18 protein-coding genes are annotated in these 12,422 nt (G+C 67.4%); 12 read left to right on the top strand and 6 right to left on the bottom strand.

Annotated elements, in window-relative coordinates; translation table 11 throughout:
- From LXN00_RS12830 to LXN00_RS11745, 10 genes are all read left to right on the top strand, one after another.
- Positions 1-70 (top strand): hypothetical protein (locus tag LXN00_RS12830; RefSeq protein ID WP_414423112.1); only part of this gene is annotated, 70 nt, incomplete at its 5' end.
- A gap of 44 nt (positions 71-114) precedes the next feature.
- Complete coding sequence (rpmG, locus tag LXN00_RS11785) at positions 115-279, top strand: 50S ribosomal protein L33 (RefSeq protein WP_234508458.1); 165 nt, start codon at positions 115-117, stop codon at positions 277-279.
- Positions 279-461: a preprotein translocase subunit SecE gene (gene secE, locus LXN00_RS11780; RefSeq protein ID WP_234508456.1), complete on the top strand. Its 183-nt coding sequence runs from the start codon at positions 279-281 to the stop codon at positions 459-461. The genes rpmG and secE overlap by 1 nt, the downstream gene beginning before the upstream one ends.
- Positions 458-1,012, top strand: a complete 555-nt coding sequence (gene nusG / locus LXN00_RS11775; RefSeq protein WP_234508453.1) for a transcription termination/antitermination protein NusG — start codon at positions 458-460, stop codon at positions 1,010-1,012. Before secE ends, nusG begins: the two co-directional genes overlap by 4 nt.
- 43 nt (positions 1,013-1,055) lie before the next feature.
- The gene (rplK, locus tag LXN00_RS11770; RefSeq protein ID WP_071677193.1) at positions 1,056-1,499 is read left to right on the top strand and encodes a 50S ribosomal protein L11; all 444 of its coding nucleotides are present in this window, start codon (positions 1,056-1,058) and stop codon (positions 1,497-1,499) included.
- Positions 1,492-2,181, top strand: coding sequence for a 50S ribosomal protein L1 (gene rplA, locus LXN00_RS11765; RefSeq protein WP_234508450.1), 690 nt, complete (start codon positions 1,492-1,494; stop codon positions 2,179-2,181). The genes rplK and rplA overlap by 8 nt, the downstream gene beginning before the upstream one ends.
- A 201-nt stretch (positions 2,182-2,382) precedes the next feature.
- Positions 2,383-2,904 (top strand): 50S ribosomal protein L10, encoded by a 522-nt coding sequence (rplJ, locus tag LXN00_RS11760; RefSeq protein ID WP_234508449.1) that lies wholly within the window; start codon positions 2,383-2,385, stop codon positions 2,902-2,904.
- A gap of 10 nt (positions 2,905-2,914) precedes the next feature.
- Positions 2,915-3,292 carry a 50S ribosomal protein L7/L12 gene (rplL, locus tag LXN00_RS11755; protein ID WP_234508447.1) on the top strand — a complete coding sequence of 126 codons (378 nt, stop codon included), beginning with the start codon at positions 2,915-2,917 and terminating at the stop codon, positions 3,290-3,292.
- Between the two features lie 65 nt (positions 3,293-3,357).
- Positions 3,358-3,921 carry a UbiX family flavin prenyltransferase gene (locus LXN00_RS11750; RefSeq protein ID WP_234508444.1) on the top strand — a complete coding sequence of 188 codons (564 nt, stop codon included), beginning with the start codon at positions 3,358-3,360 and terminating at the stop codon, positions 3,919-3,921.
- Between the two features lie 38 nt (positions 3,922-3,959).
- On the top strand, positions 3,960-5,078 hold the full coding sequence (locus LXN00_RS11745; RefSeq protein WP_234508442.1) for an acyl-CoA dehydrogenase family protein: 1,119 nt from the start codon (positions 3,960-3,962) through the stop codon (positions 5,076-5,078).
- Here LXN00_RS11745 and LXN00_RS11740 read toward each other — a convergent pair.
- Positions 5,075-5,845 (bottom strand): SDR family NAD(P)-dependent oxidoreductase, encoded by a 771-nt coding sequence (locus tag LXN00_RS11740; protein ID WP_234508440.1) that lies wholly within the window; start codon positions 5,843-5,845, stop codon positions 5,075-5,077. The two genes, LXN00_RS11745 and LXN00_RS11740, sit on opposite strands and share 4 nt — an antisense overlap.
- A 4-nt stretch (positions 5,846-5,849) precedes the next feature.
- Positions 5,850-6,977 (bottom strand): alanyl-tRNA editing protein, encoded by a 1,128-nt coding sequence (locus LXN00_RS11735; protein ID WP_234508438.1) that lies wholly within the window; start codon positions 6,975-6,977, stop codon positions 5,850-5,852.
- Positions 6,978-6,996: 19 nt separating this feature from the next.
- On the opposite strand from LXN00_RS11735, the gene LXN00_RS12680 reads away from it, so the two are divergent.
- Positions 6,997-7,119, top strand: a complete 123-nt coding sequence (locus LXN00_RS12680) for a hypothetical protein (protein WP_267962850.1) — start codon at positions 6,997-6,999, stop codon at positions 7,117-7,119.
- A 120-nt stretch (positions 7,120-7,239) separates the two neighbouring features.
- Positions 7,240-7,971 (top strand): pseudouridine synthase, encoded by a 732-nt coding sequence (locus tag LXN00_RS11730; RefSeq protein WP_234508436.1) that lies wholly within the window; start codon positions 7,240-7,242, stop codon positions 7,969-7,971.
- On the opposite strand, the gene pilO is transcribed toward LXN00_RS11730, so the two are convergent.
- The 4 genes from pilO to LXN00_RS11710 are packed head-to-tail and all read right to left on the bottom strand — an operon-like array spanning position 7,939 to position 12,405.
- Positions 7,939-8,406 (bottom strand): type 4a pilus biogenesis protein PilO, encoded by a 468-nt coding sequence (pilO, locus tag LXN00_RS11725; protein ID WP_234508434.1) that lies wholly within the window; start codon positions 8,404-8,406, stop codon positions 7,939-7,941. The two genes, LXN00_RS11730 and pilO, sit on opposite strands and share 33 nt — an antisense overlap.
- Positions 8,403-9,593 carry a type II secretion system F family protein gene (locus LXN00_RS11720; RefSeq protein WP_234508432.1) on the bottom strand — a complete coding sequence of 397 codons (1,191 nt, stop codon included), beginning with the start codon at positions 9,591-9,593 and terminating at the stop codon, positions 8,403-8,405. The genes pilO and LXN00_RS11720 overlap by 4 nt, the downstream gene beginning before the upstream one ends.
- A gap of 3 nt (positions 9,594-9,596) precedes the next feature.
- The gene (locus tag LXN00_RS11715; protein WP_234508429.1) at positions 9,597-11,240 is read right to left on the bottom strand and encodes a GspE/PulE family protein; all 1,644 of its coding nucleotides are present in this window, start codon (positions 11,238-11,240) and stop codon (positions 9,597-9,599) included.
- Positions 11,218-12,405 carry a hypothetical protein gene (locus LXN00_RS11710; protein WP_234508428.1) on the bottom strand — a complete coding sequence of 396 codons (1,188 nt, stop codon included), beginning with the start codon at positions 12,403-12,405 and terminating at the stop codon, positions 11,218-11,220. Before LXN00_RS11710 ends, LXN00_RS11715 begins: the two co-directional genes overlap by 23 nt.
- Positions 12,406-12,422 lie beyond the last annotated feature (17 nt).

Genomic DNA, 12,422 nt, shown 5'->3' with positions numbered 1-12,422 from the left:
TTTGCGGTTTGCCATCCGTGAGGGTGGGCGGACCGTGGGTGCCGGCGTGGTCACCAAAATCCTGGAGTGAGCCCTAGGGGGGAGGCCTCCTCCCCCCTCTTTGCGAGGTGAGGCATGGCCAGCGAGGTCCGCATCAAGATCCTCTTGGAGTGCACCGAGTGCAAGCGCCGCAACTACGCCACCGAGAAGAACAAGCGCAACACCACCTCCAAGCTGGAGCTTAAGAAGTACTGCCCCTGGTGCGACAAGCACACCGTGCACCGGGAAGTGAAGGCCTGATGTTTGCCCGGATTGTCCGCTACTTCCAGGAAGCCCGGGCGGAACTGGCCCGGGTTACCTGGCCCACGCGCGAGCAGATCGTGGAGGGTACCCAGGCGGTTCTCCTCTTCACCTTGGCGTTCATGGTGCTCCTGGGCCTTTACGACCTGGTTTTCCGCTTTCTCATAGGGCTTTTGCGATGAGCATTGAATGGTACGCGGTCCACACCTACGTGGGGCAGGAGGAGAAAGCCAAGGCCAACCTGGAGAAGCGCATCCAGGCCTTTGGCCTTCAAGACAAGATCTTCCAGGTCCTGATACCCACGGAGGAGGTGGTGGAACTCCGCGAGGGGGGGAAGAAGGAGGTCGTCAAGAAGAAGCTCTTCCCCGGTTACCTCTTCGTGCAGATGGATCTGGGGGACGAGGAGGAGCCCAACGAGGCCTGGGAGGTGGTGCGGAACACCCCGGGCATCACCGGCTTCGTGGGGGCGGGAAGCCGTCCAGTACCCCTTTCCCCGGACGAGGTGCGGCACATCCTCGAGGTCTCCGGCCTGTTGGGGAAGAAGGAAGCCCCCAAGGCCCAGGTGGCCTTCCGGGAAGGGGACCAGGTCCGCGTGGTCTCCGGCCCCTTCGCGGACTTTACCGGCACCGTGACCGAGATCAACCCGGAAAAGGGCAAGGTCAAGGTCATGGTCACCATCTTCGGGCGCGAGACCCCTGTGGAATTGGATTTCTCCCAGGTGGTCAAGGCCTAAAGGCGTCTGCACCCCCAACTTGGGGGGAGCCTAGGAGGGAAAAATGAAGAAAGTCGTTGCCGTAGTTAAGCTGCAGCTGCCTGCGGGCAAGGCCACGCCCGCGCCCCCGGTGGGCCCGGCTTTGGGCCAGCACGGGGCCAACATCATGGAGTTCGTCAAGGCCTTCAATGCGGCCACCGCCAACATGGGGGACGCCATCGTCCCCGTGGAGATCACCATCTACGCCGACCGCTCCTTCACCTTCATCACCAAGACCCCGCCCGCCAGCTACCTGATCCGCAAGGCGGCGGGGCTGGAGAAGGGGGCCCACAAGCCGGGGCGGGAGAAGGTGGGCCGCATCACCTGGCAGCAGGTGCTGGAGATCGCCAAGCAGAAGCTTCCCGACATGAACACCACCGACCTGGAGGCCGCCGCCCGCATGATCGCTGGCTCGGCCCGGTCCATGGGGGTGGAGGTGGTGGGCGCGCCGGAGGTGAAGGATGCCTAAGCACGGCAAGCGCTACCGCGCCCTCTTGGAGAAGGTGGACCCGAACCGGGTCTACACCATTGACGAGGCGGCCCAGCTGGTGAAAGAGCTGGCCACGGCCAAGTTTGACGAAACCGTGGAGGTCCACGCCAAGCTGGGCATTGACCCCCGCAAGTCCGACCAGAACGTGCGGGGCACCGTTTCCTTGCCCCATGGCCTTGGCAAGCAGGTGCGGGTTTTGGCCATCGCCAAGGGGGAGAAGATCAAGGAGGCGGAGGAGGCCGGGGCTGACTACGTGGGCGGGGAGGAGATCATCCAGAAGATCCTGGATGGTTGGCTGGACTTTGACGCCGTGGTGGCCACCCCGGACGTGATGGGTGCGGTGGGCTCCAAGCTGGGCCGCATCCTGGGTCCCAGGGGCCTCCTGCCCAACCCCAAGGCGGGCACCGTGGGCTTCAACATCGGGGAGATCATCCGGGAGATCAAGGCGGGGCGGATTGAGTTCCGCAACGATAAGACCGGGGCCATCCATGCCCCCGTGGGCAAGGCGAGCTTCCCCCCGGAGAAGCTGGCCGATAACATCCGCGCCTTCATCAAGGCCCTCGAGGCCAGCAAGCCTGAAGCGGCCAAGGGTACCTTCCTGCGCTCGGTCTACGTGACGAGCACCATGGGGCCGAGCATCCGCATCAACCCCCACTCCTAAAGGGCAGGATAGGGGGGCCTGGCTTGACGCCAGGCCCCCTTTCTTTTAGACTCCAGGGTGGCACCCCGGGCGCACTTGCGCCCAGGCCCAAGACAGCGGGGGGCTTTAGGCCTTAAACATCCCGCCGAGGCGCTTGAGGGGGAGCGTTTCGTAAAGCCCGAAAACCGGTCGGGGTTCCCCTGCCCCAAAAGGGAGGAAGGCGTGCCAAACAAGCGCAACGTTGAGCTTCTTGCCGCCCTCAAGGAAAGCCTTGAGGCGGCCCGTGGCTCCTTCTTCCTGGTGAACTACCAGGGGCTTTCCGCCAAGGAAACCCACGCCCTGCGCCAGGCCCTGAAGGAGAAGGGGGCGCGGCTTTTTGTAGCCAAGAACACCCTGATCCGCATCGCCCTGGAGGAGCTTGGCCTGCCCAAACTGGACGGGCTTCAGGGCCCGAGCGCCGTGGTCTTCTACGAGGACCCGGTGGCGGCGGCCAAGGCCCTGGTGGAGTTCTCCAAGAAGAACCCCAAGGGCATCCCCGAGGCGAAGGGCGGCCTTCTGCAGGGCCAGGTGCTCTCGGCCAAGGACGTGGTGGCTCTGGCGGAGCTTCCCACCATGGACGAGCTCCGGGCGGAGCTTGTGGGCGTCCTGCAGGCGCCCCTGGCCGAGCTTGTGGGCGTCCTGGGGGGCGTGGCCCGGGAACTGGTAGGCATCTTGGAAGCGTACGCGGAGAAGAAGGCGGCGTAGGAGGTAGAAGATGGCTTTGGACATAGAACGCATCAAGGAAGAGCTTTCCCAGGCGACGGTTTTGGAACTCAAGCAGCTCATTGACGTCCTCAAGGAGGCTTGGGGCGTGACCGCTGCGGCCCCCGTGGCCGTGGCCGCGGCCCCTGCCCAGGCGGCGGCCGCTGCCCCCGCTGAGGAGAAGACCGAGTTTGACGTGATCCTCAAGGACGCCGGGGCCAAGAAGCTGGAGGTCATCAAGGAGCTTCGCGCCATCACCGGCTTGGGCCTCAAGGAGGCCAAGGACCTGGCGGAGAAGGGCGGCCCCGTCAAGGAGGGCATCCCCAAGGCCGAGGCGGAGGAGATCAAGAAGAAGCTCGAGGCCGTGGGCGCGGTGGTGGAGCTGAAGTAAGCCCCCGCCCCACGGGGTGCCCCCCAGGCCTTTGGGCCTGGGGTTTTCCCTTTAGGATGGGAGGCATGGACCTTCCCCGGGTGGTGGTGGGGATTTCGGGGGCAAGCGGCATGCCCTACGCCTTGGACCTCTTAGAAGCCCTCCAGGGCCTCGCCGAGGTGCACCTGGTGCTCTCCCAAGGGGCCAAGCGGGTCTTGTGGGAGGAGATGGGATTAAACCCCAAGGACCTTTACCCTCTGGCAAGCCGGGTATACAAGGACGGGGACCTGGGGGCCCCCATCGCCTCGGGCTCTTTTCCCACCCGGGGGATGGTGGTGGTGCCCTGCTCCGCCACCACCCTGGCCAAGGTGGCCTGGGGCCTCGCCGATACCCTCCTCACCCGGGCAGCCTACGTCCACCTCAAGGAAAGGAGGCCCCTCATCCTGGTGCCCCGGGAAACCCCCCTACCCCTGCCCACCCTGAGGGCCATGGTCCAGGCGGCCGAGGCGGGGGCGGTGGTCCTGCCGGCAAGCCCCGGCTTCTACCACCGGCCCAAGGAGATCAAGGACCTCCTGGGCTTCGTCACCCAGCGTATCCTGGACCACCTGGGCCTGAAGGCGGAGCGCGCCCCCCGCTGGGGCGAAACCTGACGTTTTTTTGCCCCCTTGCGGTGATACGATAGGGGGCGATGACCCTTACTCAGGAGCAAAGGCTCGTCTTGGACACGGTACGGAAGGTGGCCAAGGAGGTGCTTTACCCCCTGGCCCCGGAGTACGACAAGGAGGGGAAGTACCCTTGGCCGCAACTTAAGGCCCTGGCGGAGCTGGGCCTCCTCGGCATGACCACCCCGGAGGCCTGGGGCGGCGTGGGGCTAGACTCCGTCACCTGGGCCTTGGCCCTGGAGGAGATTGCCGCCGCCGACCCCAGCGTGGCGGTGGTCCTTTCCGTGACCAGCGGGCTTCCCCAGTACATGCTCCTCCGTTTCGGCACCGAGGCGCAAAAGCGGAGGTATTTGGTGCCCCTAGCCCGGGGGGAGTGGATCGGGGCCTTTTGCCTCACGGAGCCCCATGCGGGTTCGGACGCGGCGAGCCTCCGGACCCAGGCCCGCAGGGTGCCGGGGGGGTACGAGCTTTGGGGGGTGAAGAGCTGGATCACCTCCGCCGGCCAGGCCCACCTCTACGTGGTCATGGCCCGCACGGAGAAGGGCATCAGCGCCTTTTTGGTGGAGAAGGACGCCCAGGGGCTTTCCTTCGGCCCCCCGGAGGAGAAGATGGGCCTCCACGCCGCCCACACCGCCGAGGTCCGCCTGGAAGGGGTTTTCGTTCCCGAGGAGAACCGGCTGGGGGAGGAGGGGCGGGGCCTGGCCTACGCCTTGGCGGGGTTGGACTCGGGGCGGGTGGGGGTGGCGGCCCAGGCGGTGGGCATCGCCCGGGGCGCCTACGAGATCGCCAAGGCCTATGCGGACGAGCGGGAGCAGTTTGGCAAGAAGCTTAGGGAGCACCAGGCCATCGCCTTTAAGATTGCGGACATGCACGTGAAGATCGCCGCCGCCCGGGCCCTGGTGTTGGAGGCGGCGCGGAAGAAGGACCTAGGGGAGAGGTTCACCCTCGAGGCCAGCGCCGCCAAGCTCTTCGCCAGCCAGGTGGCGGTGGAGGTGACCCGGGAGGCGGTGCAGGTCCTGGGGGGCTACGGCTACCACCGGGACTACCGGGTGGAGCGCTACTACCGGGACGCCAAGGTCACGGAGATCTACGAGGGCACCTCGGAGATCCAACGCCTCGTCATCGCCCGGGAGCTTTACCGCTAGACGGGGCGGCCCGCCATCAGGAAGCTCGCCGTCATCCCCCCGTCCACGGGGAGGATGGCCCCGGTGATGAAGCTGGCCTTCTCCGAGGCCAGAAAGAGCACCGCCTCCGCCACCTCCTCCGGGCGGCCAAGCCGCCTGAGGGCGTGGAGGTCCTCCCAGTCCCGCCGGGTCCTTTCGGGGTCCTCGGAGAGGGCGATGGCCTCGAGGACCGCCTCCGTGGCGATGGCCCCGGGGGCCACGGCGTTCACCCGGATGTTGAGGGGGGCGAGGTCTAAGGCCAAGGAGCGGGTGAGGTTCACGAGGCCCCCTTTGGAGGCGTTGTAGGCGGCGTTTTCCTGCTCGGCGAAAAGCCCTTGGACGCTGGCCACGTTCACGATGGCCCCGCCCCCCACCCGCTGCATCCTCCTGGCCGCCAGGGCGGAAAGGTGCATGGGGGCGGTGAGGTTCACCTCCAAAACCCGGCGCCACTCGGGAAGCTTCACCGTGAGGGCAGATCCGGGGGCGGAGAGGGCGGCGTTGTTGACCAGGACGTCAATCCGGCCCAATGCCTTTTCCGCCTCCTCCACGAAGCGCACCCGGTCCCTCTCCTCCGCCAGGTCCGCCCGGACGAAAAACCCCCCTACCTCCTCCGCCACCTCCTGCCCCTCGGGCCTTAGGTCGCATAGCGCCACCAAGGCCCCTTCCCGGGCGAAGGCCCGGACGATGGCCCGGCCAATCCCCCGGGCGCCCCCCGTGACCAGGACGCCTTTCCCCTCAAATAGCCCCATGCCCCTAGCTTACCCGCTTGGGGTCCAGGGCCTCCGCCACTTTTTCCTTGGGCAGGGCCCCCTGGACCACCTCCTTGCCCCCGCCCTTGGCCCCCAGGGCCTTGAGGCTTTCCAGGACCTCCATCCGCTTGGGGCCCAGGAGGGCGAAGCGGCCCTCGGGGGAGAGGAGGAGGAAGGTCTTGTCGCTCCAGGAAAGGAGCTTTTTGGCGAGCTCCCCGAGGACGGGCGCCGGGACCAAAAGCACCCCTTCCTCCAGGGCTCTGGGGAGGAGGGCTTCCACCAGGGCTTCCTTCAGGGTTAGGTTTTCCCCTTTTAGGGCATAAAGCTCTTCCTGGAGTTTCTGGATGGGCTTCTCCACCTCCAGGGGGTTCGTGGAGAAGCCGAGGGCGAGCCGGGCGAGGAGGGCGTGCTTGGCGTGGTAGTCCTCCAAGGCCTCCCACCCCGCCATAAAGTAGACCCGGCTTCCCCCCTTGTACCGCTCCCACTTCAGGACCTTGATGGGCCCGGCTTGGGCGCTGGTCTTTAGGTGGGTGCCCCCGCAGGCGGCGAGGTCAAAGTCCCCGATGCGCACCAGGCGCACCTGGCCCTGCACCTTGGGGGGGCGCCTTAGGGGGTACTGGGCCAGTTCCGCTTCGCTCACGAAGAAGGCCTCCACCGGGTAATCGGCGTAGACGGCGAGGTTGGCCAGGGCTTCCGCCTGGCGGAGCTTTTCCTCTTCCAGTTCCTCCTCGAGGTCCACGGTGCACACCGCCGAGTCCAGGCTCACGGCGATGGTGTGGTAGTTGCCGGCCCGTAGGAGGGCCTGGGAGAGGATGTGCTGGGCGGTGTGCCGCTGCATGTGGCGGAAGCGCCTTTCCCAGTCAATCTCCCCCTCCACAAAGGCGCCTTGGGGCACGGGTTGGGCGAGGACGTGGACCACGTCCCCGAAGGCTTTTTCCTCCTCGTAGGCGTGGAGGACCCGCACCTCGCCGAACGCCCCCCGCAGGACCCCGGTGTCCGCAGGCTGCCCCCCGGATTCGGGGTAGAAGAGGGTTTCCGAGAGTACGGCGTAGTGCCCCTTTGCGTCGCTCCAGGCCCGCACCACCTGGGCGCGGAAACGGGTGGCGTAGCTGTCCAACTGGTAAAGCCTCATGCCCCTTAGGATAAGGAGGATGGCGCCCTTGGACCGCAAGGCCTTTGCCCGGTGGCGCGCCCAAGCCCACCCCACCCTGGCCATGGGCGCGCGGAACCTGGAAGGGGGGATTGCGGCTGGGCATCCTGCGCGGTGGGCGTAAGCGGCCAGATGGGGGGGAGGAGGCGGCGAAGGGGTTGGACGGGCGCGTGGAGCCCAGGGGGCACACCCGAGAAGGGTTTGCCCGGGAAGCCTTTGGGTGGCTGAAAGGGGCCAGGGAGTTGTGAAGGGAGAGCGCTTGGACAAGCTCCTCGCCCGCCTGGGCCTTGGGAGCCGCAAGGAGGTGGCGGGGCTCGTGCGGGCGGGGCGGGTTTCCGTGGCGGGAGAAGTGGTGCGGGACCCTGGTTTCCGCGTGCCCCAGGAGGCGGAGGTGGCCCTGGACGGGAAGCCCCTTAGGGTGCGGCGCCACCACCACGTGCTCCTGCACAAGCCTAGGGGCTACGTGACGAGCCGTACCGAAGGGCCTTCGGTCTACGCCCTTTTGCGGGGCTTTCCCCTTAGGGACCTTTCCCCCGTGGGCCGGCTGGACAAGGACACCGAGGGGCTCCTCCTCTTCACCACGGACGGGGAACTCCTTCACCGCCTCACCCACCCCCGGCACAAGGTGGAAAAGCGCTACCTCGTCCACCTCCTCCACCCGGCCACCCCAGAGGACCAAAAAGCCTTCGCCGAGGGGCTCTTTCTGGATGGAAGGAGGCTTCTTCCCGCCGAGCTTTTCCTCGGGGAGGACCCCAGGTGGGTGGAGCTTGTCCTAAGGGAAGGGCGCTTCCACCAGGTGAAGCGGATGTTCGCCGCCCGGGGCAACCGGGTGCTCTACCTGAAGCGGCTATCCATGGGGCCTTTGGCCCTTGGGGATTTGCCTTTGGGAGAAGCTAGGTACCTCACGGCGGAAGAGGAGGAAGCCCTTTACCGGGCGGTGGGCCTAGGGGGCCAGGATCCGGAGGGTGAGGTCTAGGGCGAGGCGCTCTCCCCGTTCCCCGGCGGGCTCGAGGGCGTAGCTTTCCACCCAGAGGGGCTGGTCCAGGGAGGGGAGGACCTCCAGGAAGCCCAAAACCCCAGGGTAGGGACCCTGGAGCTTAAGGTGAAGCCGCCAGGCACGGACATTGCCGGCGCTTTCCGCTTCCCCAGGCTCCATGGCGTGAAGCTCTAGCCCCTGGCTTTCCGCCAGGCGGAAAAGGCCTTGGTAAAGCCGGGGAAGCTCCTCCTCCCGTAGGGGGGCTTCGGCCAGAGCCTGGGGCAGGCGCTGGGTGAGGGCCTCCACCTCCTTTTCCAAGGCCACCGCTTCCGCCTTGGCCCCTTGGTAGGTCCGGTAGGTGGCCAAAAGGGTGTTGGCGCTCCAGAGGAGGACCGCCAAGGGCAGGAGGAACCAAAGCCAGATAGGGAGCTTCATCGGCGCAGGATCCGGGAGAGGTCAAAGAGCGGAAGATAAAGCGCTAAGGCGACCACGAGCATTATACCCCCTAAGACCACGGTGAGGGCGGGCTCAATGCTGGAGGAGAGCCGTTTGACCCCATAGTCCACCTCCCGCTCCAGGTGGAAGGCGGCTTGGTAAAGCATCTGGTCCAGGCTTCCCGCCTCCTCTCCCACCAGGGCGAGGCGTACCAGGATGGGCAGGAAAAGGGGTTCGCGCCCCATGGCAGCGCTAAGGGACTCCCCCCGGACCACCCGTTCCAGAACCCGGTCCAGGGCTTCGGCGAGGGCGGCGTTGCCCAGGGTGTTGCGGGTGGCCTCGAGGGCCTGGGTGATGAGCACGCCTCCCTCGTAAAGCGTGGCCAGGGTCCGGGCGAAGCGGGCCATGGCCGCTTTGTGCAGGATGGGCCCCACCAGGGGAAGCCGGAGGAGAAGCCCGTCTATGAGCCGGGCGCCCCCGGGGGTCTGGTGGTAGGCCCTAAGGAAGTACACCAGGCCCACAAGGAAGAGGAGGAGCCAAAACCCGTTTTGCCGCACGAAGAAGGAGGCGCCGATGAGGAAGCGGGTGGGCCAGGGCAACTCCGCCCCCGCTGCCCCGTAAAGCCGGGCGAAGACGGGGATGACGAAAAGGAGCAGAACCGCCACCACGAGGACCAAGACCGCCACCACGAAGGAGGGGTAGAGGAGGGCGGTGCGCACCTTTTCCCGCAGGTCGTGGCTTTTGTCCAGGTACTCGGCGATGCGCCTGAGCACCACCTCCAAGGCCCCGCCCACCTCCGCCGCCCCCACCAGGGCCCGCACCAGGGGAGGGAAGACCTGGGGGTACTGGTCCATGGCCTGGGCCAGACCCTCGCCCCCCTCCACCCGCTCCCGCACCCCTCGGGCCGCTTCCTTCAGGAGGGGGTGCCGGCTTTCCAAGGAGAGGGTGTGCAGGGCCTGGGTCACGGACACCCCGGCCCCCACCAGGGTGGCGAACTCCTCCATGAAGAGGACGAGCTCGGGAAGGGGTACCCGCCCTTTCTGCGGGCGCCTTACCCTCTCCAAACGCAAGGGATAGAGGCCCATCTCCCGGAGGCGGCGCCTGGCCCCTTGGGGGGTTTCCGCCTCGAGGACCCCCCGGTAGATCCGTTCTCCCTTTTCGTCCGTGGCCTCGTACAGGAAGCGCATGGCCTACTCCCAAGTCCCAAGCACCCGCAGAAGCTCGCTCCCCGTGGTGATCCCCGCGCGCACTTGGTGGAGCCCCACCGCCCGCAGGTCCCGGTGGCCTTGGGCTTTGGCCCGCTCCCGCAGTTCCCCTTCGCTGGCGCCTAGGCCCAGGCGGTAGAGGGCTTCCCGGTCGGGGGCGTAGACCTCGTAAAGGCCTACCCGTCCCCTATACCCCGTGCCCCGACAGAAGGGGCACCCTTCCCCCCGCACCTCCTCCTCGGGCGCCTCCTCCCCGAAGAAGAGGCGGGCCTCCTCGGAAAGGGGTTGGGGCCGGGCGCACTGGGGGCAGACCCGGCGCACCAGGCGCTGGGCCACGGTGCCGAGGAGGGTGGAGGCCAGGAGGTGCCTTTCCGCTCCCATTTCTAAGAGCCGGGTTATGGCGGCGATGGCGTCGTTGGCGTGCAGGGTGGCGAGGACCAGGTGCCCGGTGAGGGCCGCCCGGAGGGCGGTGTCCAGGGTATCCCCATCCCGCACCTCTCCCACCAGGATCACGTCGGGGTCCAGGCGCAAAACGCTCCGCAGGGCCTCGGCGAAGGTGAGGCCGATTTTGGGCTGGACGGGGATCTGCACCACGCCCTCCAGGGGGAACTCCACGGGGTCTTCAATGGTGACGAAGGTTTTCTCCCGGGTGTAAAGGCGGTCCAGGGCGGCGTAGAGGGTGGTGGTCTTGCCGCTTCCCGTGGGGCCGGTGACGAAGAGGATGCCGTGAGGCTTACGGAGGAGCTTTTGAAAGAGGGCGAGCTCCTCGGGGAGCATGCCGAGCTCCGTGAGGCCGAGCCGCACTCCCGTGGGGTAGATGATGCGCAGGGTGAGCTTCTCCCCGTGGAGGGTGCCCACGGAGGCCACCCGCACCTCGTACCGCTTTCCCTCAAAGGGGAAGGTGAAGTGGCCGTCCTGGGGGCGGCGCTTTTCGGCGATGTCCATGCCCGCCAGGACCTTATAGCGGGCGGCCAGGGGGGCTTCCAGGTCCTTGGGGAGGCGTTCTAGCTCCTGGATGACCCCGTCCATGCGGGCCCGCACCGCCAGGTGGGTTTCCTCGGGGTCCAGGTGGAGGTCGCTGGCGTTGAGGCCGATGGCCCGTTCCAGGAGGGCCTGGGCCAAGCGCACGGCGGGCATGGCCTCGAGGGTGAGGTCCACCTGGGCGGTCTCCTCGCGCCGGGCCTCCTCCTTGGGCCGGGCCTCCTCCGCCAGGAGGCGGTCCAGGGCCTCCAGGATCTCCCGGTCTGGGGCCAGGTAGGGAACGATTTCCTTTCCCGTGAGGAAGCGGAGCTCGTCCAGAAGGGCCAGGTCCGAGGGGTGGGCCATGGCCACGTGGAGCCGGTTCCCCTCCACCCGAAAGGGGAAGACCCGCTTCTCCCGGGCGAAGCGGGGATCCAGGAGGCGCAGGGCTTGGGGATCGGGGGAGGTTTCCGCCAGGCGGATGAGGGGCGCCCTTTGCTGGTCCGCCAGGACCCGGGCCAGGTCTTCCTCCTTCACGTAGCCCCGCCGGAGGAGGACCTGGCCCAGGAGGTCCCCCGTGCGGGCTTGCTCCTCCAAGGCCGCCTGGAGCTGCTCCGCCGTGATGTACCCTAGGCGCAGGAGGAGTTCACCGAGCTTGGGCCTTTGCAACCTCCACCTCCCAGGCGTAGACGGTCTTTCCCCCTAGGCTTGCGCGCTCCAGGGGGCCCACCCTCCCCCCAAGCCGTTGGGCGAGGAGGAGGGGAGCGTAGGGGTCCAGGGCCTTGCCCTCTAGGAGGAGGCGGCCCTCCTCGGCCTCGAGGCGGGTGAGCCAAAGGCTTTCCGGCTTTTCCGCCGCCACCTTGAGGATCTCCTCCAGGCCAAGCCCCTCAGGCCTTGCCGGCTGGAAGGCTTGCTCCCGCAAGAGGGCCGCTTCCCGCTTTAGGGCCTCTAGGCGGCCCCTTTCCCGGGCGGCCATCTGGGTGAGGAGGCTTTGCCCAAGGAGCCCCAGGACGAAGAAGAGGGAGGCCAAAAAGATGGCGAGCTGGGCCTCCCGCGGCAAGCCTTCCCCCAAGGGGCGGCGCCTTGGCTTGAGGTCTAGGGAAAGCGCCTGGGCCAGGGCCAGGGCCTCCAGGCCCTGGGGCGCGTCCTGGTGGATGCGCTCCGCCAAAAGCCCCGGGGGCAGGGGGGGTGGGGTGGGGAGGCCCAGGAGCCAGGCCTCCTCCGGGCGCCCTGCGTGGCCAAAGAGGGCGAGGGAGCGGGCCACTTCCTCGGCGAGGGCTTCCGTGCCGGCATCGGCCTCGAGGGTGAGGTAGCGGAAGCCCTTGAGCACCCCCCCTTCAAAAAGGGCCACGGTGTGGGCCAGGTTTTCCAGGACCAAAAGGGTGTGCGCCTCGCTCCGTTGGAGGGCGTGGCGCCAGAGGAGGAGGGGCAAGGGTTCTATGCGGCTTGGCCTCAAGCGGCCCAAGAGGGCGGCTCCCTTCTTGGGCATGGCGGCGTAGAGGACCCGCACCCTGCGCTCGTCCTCGGGGGTGGTGAGGAGGTAGTCGGCGAAAAGCTCCTCCCCGGCGAAGAGGGGGCTCCGCTCCGCCTCGGCGAGGACGGCTTCCTCCAGGGGGAAGCCCTCGAGGGCCGGGAAGCTCTGCCAGCGGAGAAGGGCGAACTCCGGCCCCAAGCCGATGTAGCTCCCCTTGGCCCCAAGCTCGCGCAGGCGGTGGAGGAGGCGCTCGTACCGGGGCCTTCCCTCCTCGTCCAAAAGGCCTTCCGCCGGGAAGCTTTCCACGTGTTCCCTCTCGAGGCGCAGGATGCGTTGGCGCAGAACAAGGAAGAGAGGCATACTCGGTTCGCTCCCAG

Origin of the sequence: Thermus brockianus, assembly GCF_021462505.1 — a bacterium.
Lineage (GTDB): Bacteria > Deinococcota > Deinococci > Deinococcales > Thermaceae > Thermus > Thermus hydrothermalis.
This window is presented reverse-complemented; position numbering and strand designations above follow the sequence as displayed.